The sequence below is a fragment of the Brevibacterium renqingii genome (assembly GCF_017808095.1).
In the GTDB taxonomy this organism is placed as follows: domain Bacteria; phylum Actinomycetota; class Actinomycetes; order Actinomycetales; family Brevibacteriaceae; genus Brevibacterium; species Brevibacterium renqingii.
Map to the genome: position 1 here is coordinate 360,419 of NZ_JADBHG010000001.1, position 16,209 is coordinate 376,627.

Below are 16,209 nucleotides of genomic sequence, written 5' to 3' on the forward strand. Positions count from 1 at the left end.
GCACTTGGACCGCGCAGCCCGCCTGTGTCCTGCTGTGTCATCATGAGTCCATGACTGCTGCCGATTCCTCCCCCTCTGCCGCATCGACACCCCGTCTGCGGGCGGCTCTGAACACCTTCCCGCCGTATGTTCCGGGCAAACCGCCTCGGCAGATCGAGGGACTGCGACCGTACAAACTCTCCTCGAACGAGAACTTCCTCCCTCCCCTGCCCGAGGTGCTCGAAGCCATGGTCGAGCATGCGAAGGACCCGGCGAACTACCCCGACGATTCGGCCCTGGCGTTGCGACGGGCACTGGCCGAGCGCCTCGACGTGAGCCTCGACGAGCTCGTCGTCACCACCGGAGCCAGTGAACTGCTCGTGGCGCTGACCCAGATCACCTCGGATGCGACGACCGAGGCCATCTACCCGTGGCCGTCGTTCGAGATGTATCCGCAGACGACGGGACTTGCGGGAGCAGAGCGGATCGAGGTGCCGTTGACGGCCGAGGGTCGTCACGATCTCGAGGCGATGGCGGAGGCGATCACCGAACGCACAGGGCTCATCATCCTCTGCTCGCCGAACAACCCGACCGGTCCGGCGCTGCGCGACGATGAGGTGCGGGACTTCCTCGACCGTGTGCCGGCTCATGTGCTCGTCGCACTCGACGAGGCCTATTGGGAGTTCGCCACGGTCCCCGACCGCGCCCGTGGTCTGGGCCTGGTCAGAGACTATGCGAACCTCGTGCTGCTGCGCACCTTCTCGAAGGCCCACGGGCTGGCCGGTCTGCGCGTGGGCTACGCCGTGGCCCATCCGCCGGTCATCGAAGGTCTGCTCAAAGCCGTCATCCCCTTCGGAGTGACCGATCTCAGCCAAGCGGCAGCACTCGAATCTCTGCGGCACTGGGACGCCGTGCTCGACCGGGCACAGCAGATCGCAGAAGCCCGTGACGCCTTCGCAAACGCCCTGCGCGCTCAGGGCTGGGACGTGCCCGAGGCGCAGGCGAACTTCGTGTGGCTGCCGCTGGGCGAGGCTTCCGCGGCCTTCGAAGACGCCTGCGTCGAGCAGGCAGTAGCGGTTCGCAATCTCGGCGAAGGCGTGCGCATCAGCATCGGAGAGCCCGAAGCCCTCGAACGAGTTCTCCAGATCGCGAAGGCGTTCCGAGCCGAGCACTTCGCCTAGGAGGTACGAGGCAGCGGGGAGCGTGAGGCTCTCGGGCAGGCCTGCCCGAGAGCTTCAGAGTTCGGCGAGTTCGAGTGCCATCGCCACGGCATGAACGGTCTCGGCGCGTGAGAGGTCCCGGCCCAGCAGCTTCTCGATCTTCGCCATTCGCGCCCTCACCGTGTGCCGGTGGATGCCGAGGTCGGCGGCGATGCGCTCCCGCGCTCCCGAGGAGGCGACGAACGCCCGCAGCGTCTCCAGCAGCTCCTGCCCTCCCCTGGCCCGGACCAGATCTCCGAGAACCCGGTCGATGAAGCGAGCGGCCGCTGTCTCGTCGACCGACGACAGCAGCGATCTGACCTCCGAGGTCTCGGATTCGTGCTGGGTCCTCCACAGTGTCCAGGCGTGGTGGATCTGCGCCGGCGGCAGCACCTTCTCGCTCAGCAGCTGCAAGCCGGTCGCCGCGGCCGCCCGGTCGACCAGCTCGTCGAGTCCGCGTTCGCTCGAGCCGAGGACGCCGAGGATCGAACCTGCCCGCGTCAGCAGGGACTCGCCGACGATATCCGCGATGAGGTTCTCCGCCGTGTCCCCGCGGGCCCCGCCGAAGATGCGCATCCCGGTCGTCGCCACGGGAGCCAGACCCGTTGCGTGCGTCCATTCGACCCGAGCCTCCTCGGTGCTCAGCTCAGCTTCGAACAGACGTGAATTCCCCGTCCGCTGCGGCATACCGGTCAGCGTCATCGCCAGCAGGGCCGCCGCCGTCGACAGCAGCAGAGCACGCGTCTTCGGACTGCCGGCCGCCTCGGCGGGGGTGAGGATCCATCCGAGCGGATGGTCGCTGCCCAGCGGCACGGCCTCGACGATCCTCTTCCCGGTCCGGATCAGGCGTGGGCTCAATGACGGCTGCAAGGCCGCTTCGATGAGTTCGAGGCGGACGTCGTGTTCGGCATCATCTCCGGTCAGTGCCCGTCCCGTGGGTGAGACGAAGCGGACCCGCGTGTCCAGGGTCTCGGCCAGGTCCGCGACCAGGGCCGCCGGCCCCTGATGCGCCAGTTCGGTGGCGAAGCGGCGGGCGGCGCTGCTGGCGCGAGTCAACTCACGGTTGGTCTCGGCCTCGCGCATGCGGGTGAAGGCGTCGACGACGGCGACGAACGGCACCGGTTCGGGCACTCCGAACAGGGCAAGCCCGGCCTCCTCGGCGTGGATCACCAGCGACTGGGGCACATGCTCCCACGGCAGGTCGGACCCGAGCCCGATGCCGAGGGCGTGGACGCCGACTTCCTTGAGTCTGCGCACATAGTCCTTCACCGATTCGGCTCCGAGATCCTGGCCCACTCCGATGGTCAGCAGCACCTCACCGCCGGCCAGCCATTCGTCGACCTCCGGCAGCTCTGAGGAGTGGACGATCGTGACCTCCTGCTCTGCCGCCGTCGGCGAACCGACGATGACGTCGAGGGCGAGTTCGCTGCGGGACCAGAGCTGCTCCAGAGTGACCATGGCCCACATACTATCCGCACTGGACACCCCCGTTCACAATTGCTCCTCTTCGGATATCGGTGTCATGTGGGACACGTCCTAGGCTGAGGACCAACCATTCGGAGCCCCGCACGGGTCCGCCCCACGACGAAGGAGAGAGTCAATGCCGTCTCAGCCACTCGGTCCGGCCGACTACAGCAAAACCCCCCGCTACGCCGGTCCCCCGACCTTCGGACTGCTGCCTCGCATCGATGAAGTCGAGGCGCAGCGCCCCGGGGAGAAGATCGACGTCAAAGTCATCGGCATCCCGTTCGACGCCGGCGTCAGCTACCGGCCCGGCGCACGATTCGGTCCCGCCCACATCCGCCAGTCATCGAAGCTGCTGCGCCCCTACAACCAGGCCACGAATGTCCACCCATTCACCTGGCAGCAGGTCGCCGACTGCGGCGACCTCGGCGTCAACCCCTTCGACATCGAAGAGGCCATCGCCACCGTCGAGGCCAACGCCGACGAGATGCGCGCCGACGGAGCCCGGCTGCTCACCCTCGGCGGCGACCACACCCTGGCCCTGCCGAACCTGCGCTCTCTGCACAAGACGCACGGGAAGATCGCCGTCCTCCACTTCGATGCCCACCTCGACACCTGGGACACCTATTTCGGCGCGCCCTACACCCACGGCACCCCGTTCCGCCGCGCCAGCGAAGAGGGCCTGCTCGACCTCGAGTCCTGCATGCACATCGGCATCCGCGGGCCGCTGTACGGGAAGAAGGATCTCGAGGACGACAGCGTGCTCGGCTTCCAGATCATCCGCAGCGACGAGTACCAGTTCAGCTCGGTCGAGGACGTCGTCGCGCGGATGCGCAGCCGCCTCGGCGATGCCCCCGTCTATCTCTCGGTCGACATCGACGTCCTCGATCCCGCGGCCGCCCCGGGCACCGGCACCCCCGAGGCCGGCGGCATGACCAGCCGCGAACTGCTCAACTCGATCCGCGGGCTGCAGGGACTCAACGTCGTCGGCGCCGAGATCGTCGAGGTCGCACCGGCCTATGATCATGCCGAGATCACGGGTCTGGCCGCCGCCCATGTCGGCTACGAGGTCCTGTCGCTGTGGGCGGCCGAGAACAACGGCGTCACCGAGCCCACGGGTCCCTCCGGCGAAGCCCTCGGTGTGCGGCGATGAGCCAGGAGCAGAGCTTCCGCAACGGCGGCCGCGCCGTCGTCGCCACGCTGGCCGCCCACGGCGTCGACACGATCTTCGGCATCCCCGGCACGCACAATCTCGAGTTCTACCGGCACCTGCCGGAGTTCGGGATCAGTGCCGTGACACCGCGCCACGAGCAGGGGGCCGGCTACGGCGCCGACGGGTACTTCCTCGTCTCCGGCAAGCCCGGGGTCGTCATCACGACCTCGGGGCCGGGACTGACGAACGTCATCACGGCCGCCGCGACCGCCTATGCGGAATCCCGTCCGATGCTCATCCTCTCCCCCGGTGTGCCGACCGGACTCGAAAGAGCCGATGTCGGAATGCTGCACGAGACGAAGGACTCCTCCGGCGCACTGACCCACCTGCTCGTGTCCTCGCAGCGCACCCGCACGGCCGAAGGCGCGGCACAGGCCGTGGCCGAGGCATTCGCGATGTTCTCCTCGGCCCGGCCCGGGCCCGTCCACATCGAAGTCCCGCTCGATGTGCTCGAAGGGGCATGGAACGGCAGCGTCCCGACCCCGTTCACCGGTCGTCGGCCGGGCCTCGATGACCATGTCGTCGCCCGCGCCGCCGAGGCGATCGCTTCGGCCCAGCGCCCCCTCGTCATCGCCGGCGGCGGGGCCCGCACCGCACGCAGCGAAGTCAGGCGCTTCGTCGAGCTCATCGACTCTCCGCTGGCGACGACGGCCAACGGCAAGGGCATCCTGCCTGAGGACCATCCGCTCTCGCTGGGATCCAATGTCCGATTCCCGAGTGTGCAGGCGGAATCCGCCGCCGCCGATGTGCTCATCGTGCTCGGCTCGGAACTGGCCGACTCCGACCTCTGGGGCGGCCTCATCGGGGCCCAGTCCGCCGTCGGCTTCCGCGAGGAGAGCTCTGCCCAGCGCGTCATCCGCTGCGATATCGATCCCGATCAGCTGAATAAGAACCTGCCCGGAGACATCCTCGCCTGTGCCGATGCCTCCGAATTCCTCACCGCACTCATGGCCGCGCTCGGTGACGGTCGCCCCAAGTCTGCGGACGCGGAACCCGCCTCCGATGGTCCGGGTGCGGCCACCTCGGCGAGCGAATCCGGAGGTGAGCGCACCGCGCGGATCCGGCAGAGCTGGGACACCGATTTCGACTTCGACTCGATCGGCGCCCGGGTCACCCGGCTCGTCGAGCAGGGCGCGGGTGCGCGCGTCGTCATCGCCGGCGACTCCTCGCAGGTCACCTACGACGGAACCGTGCACGCGCTGACCGCGAGCACCCCTGACCAGCTGCTCTACATGCCCGGCTTCGCCACCTTGGGCTACGGGATTCCCGCAGCCCTCGGAGCGAAGGTCGCCGACGTCGACCGCCCTGTCGCCTGCATCCTCGGCGACGGGGCCGCCATGTTCTCCGTCCAGGAGCTCATGACGGCCACGGAACTGGGCCTGGGCATCCCCTTCGTCATCGTCGACAACGGCGGCTACGCGGAGATCGAGGGCCAGATGGTCGAGCGGGACATGGAGCCGTTCGCCGTCCGCCTCGCCCGTCCCGACTTCGCGAAGCTCGGCGAGTCCATGGGCGGGGCCGGGGTGACGATCGCCGAGGCGGACATCGACGATGCCCTGCCCGGTGCCGTCGCCGAGGCACTCGAACGTCGCGTGCCCACTGCCATTCACATCACCGTCGGCCGCTGAGGCCGCACTGACAGAGAGGGTCGCTGTGGACTCCTTAGTAGTGATCATCTATCTCGCCGGAATGGTGGGATTCGGAATCTGGGGCCGGTTCAAGGCCAATGACCAGGAGGACTTCCTCGTCGCGGGCCGGCGCCTCGGCGGACTGCTCTACACGGGCACGATGTCGGCCGTCGTGCTCGGCGGGGCCTCGACGATCGGCGGTGTCGGCCTCGGCTACACCTCCGGTCTGTCGGGCATGTGGCTGGTGCTCGCGATCGGACTGGGCATCATCGCCCTGTCCCTGTTCTTCGCGCCCCGCATCCAGAAGCTCGAGATCTACACGGTCTCGCAGATGCTCGAGCTCCGCTACGGGAAGGGTTCGCGGTTCGTCTCCGGAGCGATCATGACCGCCTACGGGCTGATGATCTCGACGACGTCGACGGTGGCCTATGCGACGGTGTTCCACGCTCTGTTCGACCTCAGCAAGTTCTGGTCGGTGCTCATCGGCGGCGGCATCGTCATCCTCTACTCGATGCTCGGCGGGATGTGGTCGATCACGCTGACGGACTTCGTGCAGTTCTTCATCCAGACGATCGGCATCTTCCTCATCATGCTGCCCGTCGTGCTGTCGCAGTCCGGCGGACTGGGCGATCTGTTCTCGAGCCTGCCCGTCGAGCACACGAGCCCGGTGGGCATCGGCTGGCAGGCGATCCTCGGATACATCCTCATCTACACCCTCGGTCTGCTCATCGGTCAGGACATCTGGCAGCGCGTGTTCACTGCGCGCAGCCCCGGGGTGGCCCGGTGGGGAGGATTCTCGGCCGGTGTGTACTGCCTGCTCTACGCCGTCGCCGGAGCGCTCATCGGCATGGCCGCGACGAAGATCGTCCCCGGCATCGAGGTCCAGGACGATGTCTTCGTCGCCGTCGTCGATGCCTCGATGTCACCGGTGCTCGGCGGGATCGTCCTCGCCGCCGCTCTGGCGGCCATGATGTCGACGGCCTCGGGCTCGCTCATGGCGGCGTCGACCGTATGCCGACAGGACATCATCGAACCGATCCTCGCACGCAAGGACCTCCTGCCGGTGACGGAATCGGATTCCGCAGCCGGTGCCGCCGGCGGGGCGGACGCAGTCGGTGGTATGGCGGACGGCGGGACGGCAGCCGGCGGGACGAAGTCGACTCTCGTTCGGTCCCTGGTCCGCGAGACCGGTGACGAAGTCCGTGATTCGCGGATCTATCTCATCGTGCTCGGCGTCGTCACCCTCGTGCTCGCGATGATCATGCCCAGCGTCGTCGAGGCCCTGACCGTGGCCTACAACCTGCTCGTCGCCGGACTGTTCATCCCCATCCTCGGCGGTCTCATCTTCAGACGCGGCACGATCGTCGGCGTGATGGCCGGCATGATCCTCGGCGCCGTGACCACAGTGGTCGTGATGATCGTGGCGGGCATCTACTCGAACGAAGCCATCTACCTCGGTCTCATCGCCTCGCTGCTGGGCTACCTCGTCGGTTCCTTCGCCTCGAAGCCGACGGATCCTGTGATCATGGCCGCGTGGAAGGAGCGGCTGAGCCGCTGACACACCGCGCAACTCAGGACTTTGCCGCGGATGCGCCGGTCCTCTATATTCGACATGTCAGGCCGGTGTCGATGACGGATCCGGTTGATGCCGAAATGCCGGTGCTCGAAAAAGGAGCACGAAGCCGCGGGAACCGCGTGTGAGACATATATGGATCGTTCACTTCCATATCTCATCAGCGATTGGCTTCTCATGGCTCACACTTCTGCGCATGTCGCGCACACTCTCGCCCAGCACATCGACGAGGTCTTCGGCCTCATGGGCAACGGCAACGCCTACTTCCTCGACGCTCTGCTGCGCTCGACCTCGGCGAGCTACACTGCCGTGCGCCACGAGGCCGGCGCCGTGGTCGCCGCCGACGCCCACTTCCGCACCTCGGGGCGGATCGCCGCAGCCACGACGACCTACGGCGCGGGCTTCACGAATACGCTCACGGCCCTCGCCGAGGCGGCCCAGGCCAGGGTCCCCCTCGTCCTCGTCGTCGGTGACGAACCCACTTCGGGTCCGCGCCCCTGGGACGTCGACCAGATCGCCATGGCCTCGGCGGTGGGTGTGCGCACCTACACCGTCGGCCGCGTCGACGCGGCGGCGGCAACCGTGACCGCCATCGAGCATGCTCTGACCTACCGCGTGCCGGTGGTGCTGGCGATCCCCTACGATGTCGCCACTCTCGACATCGGCACAGTCCCCGAGGTACCCGGTCCGGCGGTGGCCGCTCCCCTGGCTCCGGACTCCGAATTCGGCCAGGTCTCACTCGACCGTCTGGCTGAGTCGCTCTCCGGAGCGAAGCGTCCGCTCCTCCTCGCCGGTCGGGGCGCCTGGCTCGCCGATGCCGAGACCGAACTCGGCGAACTGGCTGCGGCCACGGGAGCCCTGACCGCGACGACCGCTCTGGGCCGCAACCTCTTCCCGGAAGCCGATTTCGACCTCGGAGTCGCCGGCGGCTTCGGCGCCCCGGCGGCGATGGAGAGGATTCGGGAAGCAGATATCGCAGTCGTCTTCGGGGCCTCCCTCAACCAGTTCACCATGCGCTTCGGCGAACTCTTCCACCCCTCCACCTCGGTGTGGCAGGTCGACACCGACGACCGCGCGACGAACGCCCGAGTCGGAGGCTTCATCCGTTCGGACGCCAAACTGGCCGCGGGGCAGCTCGTGTCTCGTCTCGCCGCACGAGCACCTGCGACTGGCACTGCCGGCCCCGCCCCCTGGCGCGAGACCGTCGACACCGCCGCCGACCGAGCCTATGAGGCCGGAACCGAATTCGCCTCCGACGGTCGGCTGGACCCGCGCGCGGCGGCCGCCCGCCTCGGCGAGCTCCTGCCGGCCGACCGGGTCGTCGTCTCCGACGGCGGACACTTCATCGCCTGGGCGAACATGTTCTGGGAGCCGAGCGCCCCGGACCGCCTGGCCATGGTCGGCACCGCCTTCCAGTCGATCGGGCTCGGCTGGCACAGCGTGGCCGGTGCGGCGCGGGCGAACCCGGAGTCGACGATCGTGCTCACCACCGGCGACGGCGGCGGAGCCATGGCCCTGTCGGATCTCGACACCGCTGTCCGCTCGGCCGGCGGGCGCGGCATGGCCGTGGTCTTCAACGACGCGGCCTACGGTGCCGAGGTCAACCTCTACGGACTCAAGGGGCTGGAGAAGTCGCCCATGCTCATCGACGAGATCGACTTCGCCGCACTGGCCACGGCCGCCGGCGGGCAGGGACTCGCGGTGCGTTCGCTGGCGGATCTGGAGATCGTCGAGGAGTGGAAGGCGACGCCTGTCGACCAGCGGAAGTTCCTGCTCCTCGACCTGCGCATCTCCGGTTCTGTCATCGCTCCGTATCAGGAGGAAGTCATCCGCGTGAACTCGTGAGGCGACCCCAGGTGACGATGCGCCAGAGCTTCTCCAGCGGCCCCTGGCCGAAGAACCGCAGCCACAGGCTCGAGACGATCACCTGCACGAGGATGATGCCGAGGCAGATGAAGAGGCCGGCGAGGTAGCCGCCATGGGAGTCGAACCCGGTGAGGTCGGGCATGACGAATCGGAGGCCGACCATCATCAGGGTCGCTCCGACGTAGTTGCTCAGCGCCATGCGCCCCAGCGGGGAGAAGATCATCCGCAGGGCCGCCTCGGCGGGGGTGCGCAGCAGTAGGACGATGACGGCGACATAGGTCAACGCCATCGTCATGCCGAGTCCCGCGTTGATCCACTGGTCGACGTGTCGTGTGAGATAGTCCGTCAGCGCGAAGCCGATGACCGTGATGACCAGCGCACCGGCGCCGACCAGCGCCAGCCGAGCAGGATGTGCGAGTGCCGAGCGGACGAACCCGCTCCAGCCGATGGCGAAGCCGAGCAGGAAGAGACCCGGGATGACGGCGAGACCGCCGCCGCTCGCAATCGCTGCGATCAGCAGGACTCCACCGAGCACCGAGGTCACAGGCGCGAGGAATCGTGCGGGAATCCGTGTCGAGGGCAGGAGCACGACGATGCCGACGATGGCGTACGGCAGCAGGGCCTCGCCCGGCTGCAGCAGCTGATGGAGCCCGCCGAGGACTCCGAGGAAGGCGAACCGGCGAAGCAGCGCCGAGCGGGGACGCGAGCTGCGCTCGGATGCGCTGAGCCACATGAGTCCGAAGCCGATGCCGAAGAGGAACGAGAAGATCGGGAAGAAGCGGTTCTGCACGAAGTCTTCATAGAAGCGGTAGAAGCCGAGGGCGCCGCCGTCGGAGTCGACCGAACTGAGCCCGAACAGCGGGGGCAGATTGACCAGCAGGATCCCGCACAGAGCGAAGCCGCGAACGACGTCGAGGGCGAGGATCCGGGACCGGTGAGTGGGAAGAACAGTGTCTGTCAGCTGGGTTGTCATACTTCCATTCTTCGACTCCGGCCACATGCGCGCATCGGCTGCACGGACGGTTCTCGTCAGCAGGGGTCAGCCGTTCGGCCGATCCATCTCCCCCGATTCCCACATGGCGGCGGCGATCTCCACCCGGTTGCGGGCCTCGAGGCGTGTCTGAATGCTGCCGAGGTGGGTCTTGACCGTGCCGAGGGAGATGAAGAGCTGCTCGCAGATCTCCTGGTTGGTCCGGCCCGCGGCGACGAGCCTGGCGACTTCGAGCTCTCTTGCGCTCAGTCTCGCGACCGCGTGAGTGTTCCGTGCCGGGCCCGAGCTGCGCCTCCTTAGCAGGTCGAGGGTCAGCGAGGGAGAGATGAGGGCATCGCCGTTCGCAGCGGCCCTGACCCCGGCGATGAGGAGGTCTGCTCCGGCGTCCTTGAGCAGGAAGCCGCTGGCACCTCCGTCGAGTGCGGCATCGACGTAGTCGTCATCGTCGAAGGTGGTGACCATGATGACTCTGGAGTACGGCGTGATCTCGGGCAGGGCCGCGAGTCCGTCGAGGCGGGGCATGCGTATGTCGAGGAGGACGACGTCGGGCTTCTGGCTTCTGGTCAGGTCGATCGCCTCGACGCCGTCGGCGGCCTGCCCGATCACGCTGATCGAATCTTCGGCGTCGAGGATGAGGGAGAAGCCCATCCGCACCATCTCCTGGTCATCGACCACGGCGACTGTGATCACTGTGTCCCCTTCCCTTCGTCACGTGCCGAAGGCAGCTCGGTGCGCACGCTCCATCCGCCTCCAGCGTCTCTGCCCGCTTCGATGGTCCCGCCGAGGTGGCTCACCCTGGTCCGCAGACTGCTCAGTCCCGTCCCGCTTCCGGCTCCGAGGCCGCCCGTGCCTGGGCCGTTGCGGACGACCATCACCACGGCCCCGGCCGCCTCGGCGGGGGTGGCGACAGTGACTCTGACCGGGGCGTCGGGGCCGGCGTGCCTGCGCACATTGGTGAGAGTCTCGACGAGCACTCGATCGAGCACGGGCCAGATGCGGCGGTCGACGTCGGTTGTGGTCTCGATGGAGATCTCGGCCTGCTCACCGTAGTCCTCGACACGGTCGCGCAGCGCCTGGGCGCTCTCGGCGACCGGGGCGCGGGCCGGGCGATCGGCGTCCCCGTCGGCCACGAGGCGGCGGATCTCCTCGAGCGCGCGTGTGCCCGACTCCTCGATCTTGTGCAGGGCCGTCGAGGTCAGGTCGGCGTTGTCGCTGCGGGCGGCGGCCTGGGCGAGGACGACGATCCCTGTCACCTCGTGGGCGATGAGGTCGTGGAGTTCGGTGGCGATGCGGCGTCGTTCCGCCTCGGCGGCGGTGGCTTGTCGTTCGAGCAGCGAGCGGTCGGTGAATCGCAGCATCAGACCGATCGAGATCGCGGCGACGATGAGGACCGCTGAGGCGAGGGCGTAGATCAGCCCGTCCGGCATGAGTCCCGGGACGAGTGCGTTTGCGACGGCGAGGATGACGATGAGGGCTGTCGGCACCCGCCCCGAGGCGGAACGAGCGAGCATCGCCAAGGTGACGAGACTCAGCCACAGGACGGTGAGACTGATCGTATGGGCGATCGCCACGAGGCCGAGTGCCACGAGCAGACCGCAGACCGACATCCATAGGCCGGCTGCTCGGACGCGGCCCTGCTGGTGGCGTATGAGGACCGGCAGGGCCACCGCGACGGCGACGACGTTGCCGAGGAGCAGGAACCACCCGGAGCCGAGCAGAAGCTCGAACCCGAATGCCAGAGGCACCGGGATCAGCCACAGCCACCTGTTGAAGCGTCTCATCGGGCCCCAGTCTATCCGCGGGGCTGTGTGTTTCCGCGCGGGCGTGAGACTCCCCGGGACGGTGTGGGCTGCCATGCGGTCAATGACCTTCGTCTCGAGTTCGGCCTTGGATCGCAACTCGACGACGAGAGTGGCGGGAACACGCCTGCGAATACAGAAACGCCCAGAATCCGTAGCGGACCTGGGCGTTCATTGGTGGAGATGGCGGGAATCGAACCCGCGTCCGTCGGCAGATTGTCAGGACTTCTCCGGGCGCAGTTCGTGAAATAGTTTCTTAGGTTCTGGCCCTTGCACGAACACATGGACCAACGAACGGAGTTGAGTAAGAGTCCCTCAGATACCCTCAACAAATATCTGAAGCAGTGGCTTCCTAAGCGACGCCAGGTTCTAGAGCGGAAGCAACTCTAGGCTGACGGATTCGCAGCTCGCGCTCTATCAGGCAGCGAGGGCGAAATCGGTGCGGTTGTTAGACTTAGCACCTATTGTTTTGCAGAGGACATTAACGAGATGACTCTGCATTCTCGGCCCGCTTCTCCCGACGCAGTGTCCGACGTCGAAACCGATCATCCCCATATTCTTTTACCAATCCTGCCTCGCTCTGGCCTCCGCGTCTGCGGATTTCTCGGCTGGACAGGAACTCCAGCATACTCGGTCAACACAGGGCGAGCCAATCGTATTCCCGGCTCCCCTGACCGCCTCGCACGGCCGCCTCGGCGACTGTCACGCACGGACCGCGTGAACGGAAACTGTGCCCTCACAGGCTCCCTGGATCAGCGTGCCCCGCAGGTCTCTACAGGAACTGCTTGGCCTTCATCGCGCGTTCGGCTTCGCGCTTGTCCTGCGCCTCACGCAGGGCCTGACGCTTATCCCATTCGCGCTTGCCCTTGGCCAGAGCGATCTCGACCTTCACCCGCGAACCGTCGAAGTACAGTTCGAGCGGCACCAGGGTCCGACCGGACTCCTTGACCTTCTGCGAGAGCTTGAGGATCTCCTCGCGGTGGAGCAGCAGCTTCCGCCGACGCCGGGCCGAATGGTTCGTCCAGGTCCCCTGCAGGTATTCGGGGATGTAGACGTTCTCCAGCCACGCCTCATTCTGGAAGATGAGAGCGAATCCGTCGGTCAGTGAGGCTCTGCCTTCTCGCAGCGACTTCACCTCGGTGCCGGTGAGCACGAGACCGGCCTCCCACGTGTCTTCGATGTGATAGTCGTGACGCGCCTTGCGGTTCCTCGCAATGACTTTCTTGCCAGTGTCCTTCGGCATGACCGGCCTCCTCTCTGCTCTCGTCTCGATGGTCTCACACGTGTCCGCGACCGCCTGCTGTGACGGTGGCAGGGTATGAACGCACAGACCCTCAATTCTAGCTCACCGCCGCCGTGGGCGAAAAGTGAGTCGGGCAACAGTCAGAAGATGAAGGGCTTCGGGTCGACGTAGCCGCCGTTCTTCATGATCTCGAAGTGCAGGTGGCAGCCGGTCGAGGCGCCGGTCGTGCCCGAGTACGAGATGATCTGGCCCTTCTTGACCTTCTGCCCGTCGTGGACCTTGAGCTTCGTGTTGTGGTTGTAGGTCGACGCGATCGAGTCGCCCTTGATCTTGCCGTGGGAGATGACGACGCGGTTGCCGTAGCCGCCGGTCCACCCGGAGGTCACGACGATCCCGTCGCCGGCCGCACGGATCGGGGTTCCGCAGGGCACGCCGAAGTCCATGCCGGTGTGCAGCTTCTTCGCGCCCGTGATCGGGTGGACCCGGTAGCCGAAGGGCGAAGTCGTCGGGTAGCCCTTGGCCGGGTTGGCCAGGACTCCGTCGCCGAAGACGAACTTGCCCTTCTTCTCCTGTTCCTTCTCCCATTCGCGGACCTTCTCCGCCAGCCGGTCCTGCTCTTCCTTCTCCTTGGCCAGCTGCTCCTCGGTCTTGGCCTTGTTGTCGGAGATCGTCTGCTCCGCTTCGTCCTTCGCCGAGATCAGGTCATTGAGGCTGTCGGCCTTCTTCTTCGCATCGACCTGGGCGGCCTCTTTGGCCAGCACCGCCTCGGCGGCTTCGTCCTTGAGGTCGGAGATCTTCTCCGTCACGCCCGAGAGCCGCTCCTCGTTGTTCTTGTTCAACGACCGCTGTTCGGAGAGTCTGTCGATCGTGCGCTGCTGGGAGCGCACGGCCGAGTCGACTCGCCCGATGCCGCCGTCGGCGCTGGTGCCCTCGGCCATCTGCAGAAGCATCGCGAGATCCGAGGTGATGCCCGAGTTCTGGTAGGCCTGGCGACCGATGCGTGCGGCAGCAGTCTTGTGCTTGTCGATCTTCGCGGTGCCGGACTTGATGGATTTCTTGAGATCCTTCTGCGCGTTCTCCGCCGAGGTCAGCCGCGCCGCCATGTCCTGATCCTTCTCGATGGCCGCGGCCAAGGCGTCGTCGGCGGCCTTCGATGCCGCCTCGGCGTCGGGCAGCTTCTCCTGCGCGGCATCGCGTTCGGCGATGACCCGGGCGAGGTCCTCGTCGAGGCCCTCGAACTCCTGCTGGAGCTCCTTGACCCGCTCATCGACCTTGCTCTTGTCGTGCCTGGGATCGGCCACCGCCGAGGCGACCGGCAGGAACAGCGCGAGCGCAGCCGCGATGATGACGAGTGCGAGTCTGCCTCTCATCTCAGACCTTCGTGTACTTGTTCAAGGTGATCAGCGACGACGCCCCGGCCATGACGACACCGATGAAGATGAGCACGGGGGCGATGAGGAGCACGTCCCACCCGGAGATGAGGCTGAAACCGGTCGCCTGACCCTGCAGCCATCCGCTGACCCCGAAGTGGACGAGCAGACCGAGAGCCCCGCCCGACAGGGCGGCACCGATCGCCGCCGCGATCACTCCCTCGAGCAGGAACGGCAGCTGGATGAAGGTGTTCGAGGCGCCGACGAGCCGCATGATGCCCGTCTCCCGCCGTCTCGAGAACGCCGAGAGTCGGATCGTCGTGGCAATGAGGAGCATGGCGCACAGGAGCATGATGCCGGCGATGGCCACGGCCACGATGGTGGCGATGTTGAGCACCGCGAAGAGACGGTCGAGCAGCTGATTCTGGTCGACGACCTCCTCGACACCCGGGGTGGAGGAGAACGTCTCCTTGATGATGTCGTACTTCTCCGCGTCCTTGAGCTTGACCCGGAAGGACTCGTTCATCTCCTCCTCGGGCACCGTGCCTTCGAGACTGGTGCCTTTGAACTGCTCCTGGAAGTGCTCGTAGGCCTCGGACTTGTCCTCGAAGTAGACCTTGTCGACATAGGGGGCGAGTTCGGAGCTTTCGAGTTCGGCACGGATCTGGTCCTTCTGGTCACCGGTGACCTCGCCGTCGACGCAGTTCGTCGCCTCGGAGTCGGGCGGGCAGAGGAACACGGAGACCTGCACTCGGTCGTACCAGAAGTCCTTCATCTGCCCGACCTGCATCTGCAGCAGAATCGCGGCACCGACGAAGAGCAGGGACACGAAGGTCACGAGCACGACGGAGACGACCATGGAGAAGTTCTTCCGCAGACCCGACCAGACCTCGGAGAGGATGAATCCGGCCCTCATGAGGCGACTCCGTAGGTGCCCTCTTCGACGTCGCGGACGATCGAACCCTCGCGCAGCTCAATGACGCGTCTGCGCATCCGATTGACGATCTCGCCGTCGTGGGTGGCCATGAGCACCGTGGTGCCGTTGCGGTTGATCTTCTCCAGAACGCTCATGATGTCAGCACTCGTCGTCGGGTCGAGGTTGCCTGTGGGCTCGTCGGCCAGCAGGATGCCGGGCTTGTTGACCACGGCGCGCGCGATCGCCACACGCTGCTGCTCGCCGCCGGAGAGCTCGCTGGGGTAGCGCTTCTCCTTGCCGTCCAGGCCGACGGTCTCGAGGACGTCGGGCACGAGCGTCGACATGGCCGCTCGCGATTTCCCGATCACCTGCAGGGCGAAGGCGACATTGGCGAAGACGGTCTTGTTCGGCAGCAGACGGAAATCCTGGAACACGGTCCCGATCCCCCGGCGCAGATACGGCACCTTCCAGCTCGGCATCTTCACCACAGATTTGCCTGCGATGTGGATGCGTCCGGCAGTCGGCACCTCTTCGCGGAGGATGAGGCGGATGACCGTGGACTTGCCCGAACCGGAAGCCCCGACGAGGAACACGAACTCCCCGCGGTCGGCCTCGAACGAGATCTCGTCAAGAGCCTTGCGGGAGCGTGCGTCGTAGGACTTCGAAACGGAGTCGAATCTGATCAAGTCGGTCTTCAATCATGTCGCGGGTGGCTCGGCCGGTTCCACTGTACGTAACAGTTCCGTGATGTTCGCGGAGGCGAAGGGGCGTGTGTTGCGATCTGATGAAGTTCACAGTCGCGTCACCGAGGCGGGCGGCTCCACCGAGGCGGCCGACCGAGGCGGGGTGGCCGAGCCGGGTGGCCGACGGTGCGTTTGTGGTCAGTCCGCCGAGGAAAGGGAGCCGAAACGGGCGAATCGCCTCGGCGCACTGACCACAAACGGAGGGTGGGGGGGGCGCACGAGGGA

13 protein-coding genes and 1 other RNA gene are annotated in these 16,209 nt (G+C 66.6%); 5 read left to right on the forward strand and 9 right to left on the reverse strand.

Annotation, left to right across the window (positions count from 1 at the left end):
- The first annotated feature begins 50 nt into the window (after positions 1-50).
- Positions 51-1,160: a histidinol-phosphate transaminase gene (locus tag IIE29_RS01660; RefSeq protein WP_209323447.1), complete on the forward strand. Its 1,110-nt coding sequence runs from the start codon at positions 51-53 to the stop codon at positions 1,158-1,160.
- A gap of 54 nt (positions 1,161-1,214) precedes the next feature.
- Here IIE29_RS01660 and IIE29_RS01665 read toward each other — a convergent pair whose 3' ends face one another.
- Positions 1,215-2,636 (reverse strand): PucR family transcriptional regulator, encoded by a 1,422-nt coding sequence (locus IIE29_RS01665; RefSeq protein WP_209323448.1) that lies wholly within the window; start codon positions 2,634-2,636, stop codon positions 1,215-1,217.
- 142 nt (positions 2,637-2,778) lie between these two features.
- Here IIE29_RS01665 and speB point away from each other — a divergent pair, with 142 nt between their 5' ends.
- The 4 genes from speB (at position 2,779) to IIE29_RS01685 (ending at position 8,901) form a co-directional block, all read left to right on the forward strand.
- Positions 2,779-3,795, forward strand: coding sequence for an agmatinase (gene speB, locus IIE29_RS01670; RefSeq protein WP_209323449.1), 1,017 nt, complete (start codon positions 2,779-2,781; stop codon positions 3,793-3,795).
- Complete coding sequence (locus tag IIE29_RS01675) at positions 3,792-5,483, forward strand: thiamine pyrophosphate-binding protein (RefSeq protein ID WP_209323450.1); 1,692 nt, start codon at positions 3,792-3,794, stop codon at positions 5,481-5,483. The genes speB and IIE29_RS01675 overlap by 4 nt, the downstream gene beginning before the upstream one ends.
- A gap of 25 nt (positions 5,484-5,508) precedes the next feature.
- Positions 5,509-7,041 carry a sodium:solute symporter family protein gene (locus IIE29_RS01680; protein WP_209323451.1) on the forward strand — a complete coding sequence of 511 codons (1,533 nt, stop codon included), beginning with the start codon at positions 5,509-5,511 and terminating at the stop codon, positions 7,039-7,041.
- Positions 7,042-7,233: 192 nt separating this feature from the next.
- Positions 7,234-8,901 carry a thiamine pyrophosphate-binding protein gene (locus tag IIE29_RS01685; RefSeq protein ID WP_209323452.1) on the forward strand — a complete coding sequence of 556 codons (1,668 nt, stop codon included), beginning with the start codon at positions 7,234-7,236 and terminating at the stop codon, positions 8,899-8,901.
- Here the strand turns inward: IIE29_RS01685 and IIE29_RS01690 are convergent.
- From IIE29_RS01690 to ftsE, 8 genes are all read right to left on the reverse strand, one after another.
- On the reverse strand, positions 8,882-9,895 hold the full coding sequence (locus IIE29_RS01690) for a DUF418 domain-containing protein (protein ID WP_209323453.1): 1,014 nt from the start codon (positions 9,893-9,895) through the stop codon (positions 8,882-8,884). The genes IIE29_RS01685 and IIE29_RS01690 overlap by 20 nt on opposite strands.
- A gap of 66 nt (positions 9,896-9,961) precedes the next feature.
- Positions 9,962-10,603, reverse strand: coding sequence for a response regulator (locus IIE29_RS01695; RefSeq protein ID WP_209323454.1), 642 nt, complete (start codon positions 10,601-10,603; stop codon positions 9,962-9,964).
- Positions 10,600-11,694, reverse strand: a complete 1,095-nt coding sequence (locus IIE29_RS01700) for a sensor histidine kinase (protein WP_209323455.1) — start codon at positions 11,692-11,694, stop codon at positions 10,600-10,602. Before IIE29_RS01700 ends, IIE29_RS01695 begins: the two co-directional genes overlap by 4 nt.
- 193 nt (positions 11,695-11,887) lie before the next feature.
- Positions 11,888-12,265: a transfer-messenger RNA gene (gene ssrA / locus IIE29_RS01705) on the reverse strand.
- A 219-nt stretch (positions 12,266-12,484) separates the two neighbouring features.
- Complete coding sequence (smpB, locus tag IIE29_RS01710) at positions 12,485-12,955, reverse strand: SsrA-binding protein SmpB (protein WP_025780801.1); 471 nt, start codon at positions 12,953-12,955, stop codon at positions 12,485-12,487.
- A gap of 140 nt (positions 12,956-13,095) precedes the next feature.
- Positions 13,096-14,325, reverse strand: coding sequence for a M23 family metallopeptidase (locus tag IIE29_RS01715; RefSeq protein ID WP_209323456.1), 1,230 nt, complete (start codon positions 14,323-14,325; stop codon positions 13,096-13,098).
- A gap of 1 nt (position 14,326) precedes the next feature.
- Complete coding sequence (gene ftsX / locus IIE29_RS01720; RefSeq protein ID WP_209323457.1) at positions 14,327-15,241, reverse strand: permease-like cell division protein FtsX; 915 nt, start codon at positions 15,239-15,241, stop codon at positions 14,327-14,329.
- Positions 15,238-15,927 carry a cell division ATP-binding protein FtsE gene (gene ftsE, locus IIE29_RS01725; RefSeq protein ID WP_209323458.1) on the reverse strand — a complete coding sequence of 230 codons (690 nt, stop codon included), beginning with the start codon at positions 15,925-15,927 and terminating at the stop codon, positions 15,238-15,240. Before ftsE ends, ftsX begins: the two co-directional genes overlap by 4 nt.
- Positions 15,928-16,209: the final 282 nt, after the last annotated feature.

Coding starts and splice junctions, on each gene's coding strand:
- IIE29_RS01660 (WP_209323447.1), top strand. CDS start 51: ATGACTGCTGCCGATTCCTCCCCCTCTGCCGCATCGACACCCCGTCTG.
- IIE29_RS01665 (WP_209323448.1), bottom strand. CDS start 2,636: ATGGTCACTCTGGAGCAGCTCTGGTCCCGCAGCGAACTCGCCCTCGAC.
- speB (WP_209323449.1), top strand. CDS start 2,779: ATGCCGTCTCAGCCACTCGGTCCGGCCGACTACAGCAAAACCCCCCGC.
- IIE29_RS01675 (WP_209323450.1), top strand. CDS start 3,792: ATGAGCCAGGAGCAGAGCTTCCGCAACGGCGGCCGCGCCGTCGTCGCC.
- IIE29_RS01685 (WP_209323452.1), top strand. CDS start 7,234: ATGGCTCACACTTCTGCGCATGTCGCGCACACTCTCGCCCAGCACATC.
- IIE29_RS01690 (WP_209323453.1), bottom strand. CDS start 9,895: ATGACAACCCAGCTGACAGACACTGTTCTTCCCACTCACCGGTCCCGG.
- IIE29_RS01700 (WP_209323455.1), bottom strand. CDS start 11,694: ATGAGACGCTTCAACAGGTGGCTGTGGCTGATCCCGGTGCCTCTGGCA.
- smpB (WP_025780801.1), bottom strand. CDS start 12,955: ATGCCGAAGGACACTGGCAAGAAAGTCATTGCGAGGAACCGCAAGGCG.
- IIE29_RS01715 (WP_209323456.1), bottom strand. CDS start 14,325: ATGAGAGGCAGACTCGCACTCGTCATCATCGCGGCTGCGCTCGCGCTG.
- ftsX (WP_209323457.1), bottom strand. CDS start 15,241: ATGAGGGCCGGATTCATCCTCTCCGAGGTCTGGTCGGGTCTGCGGAAG.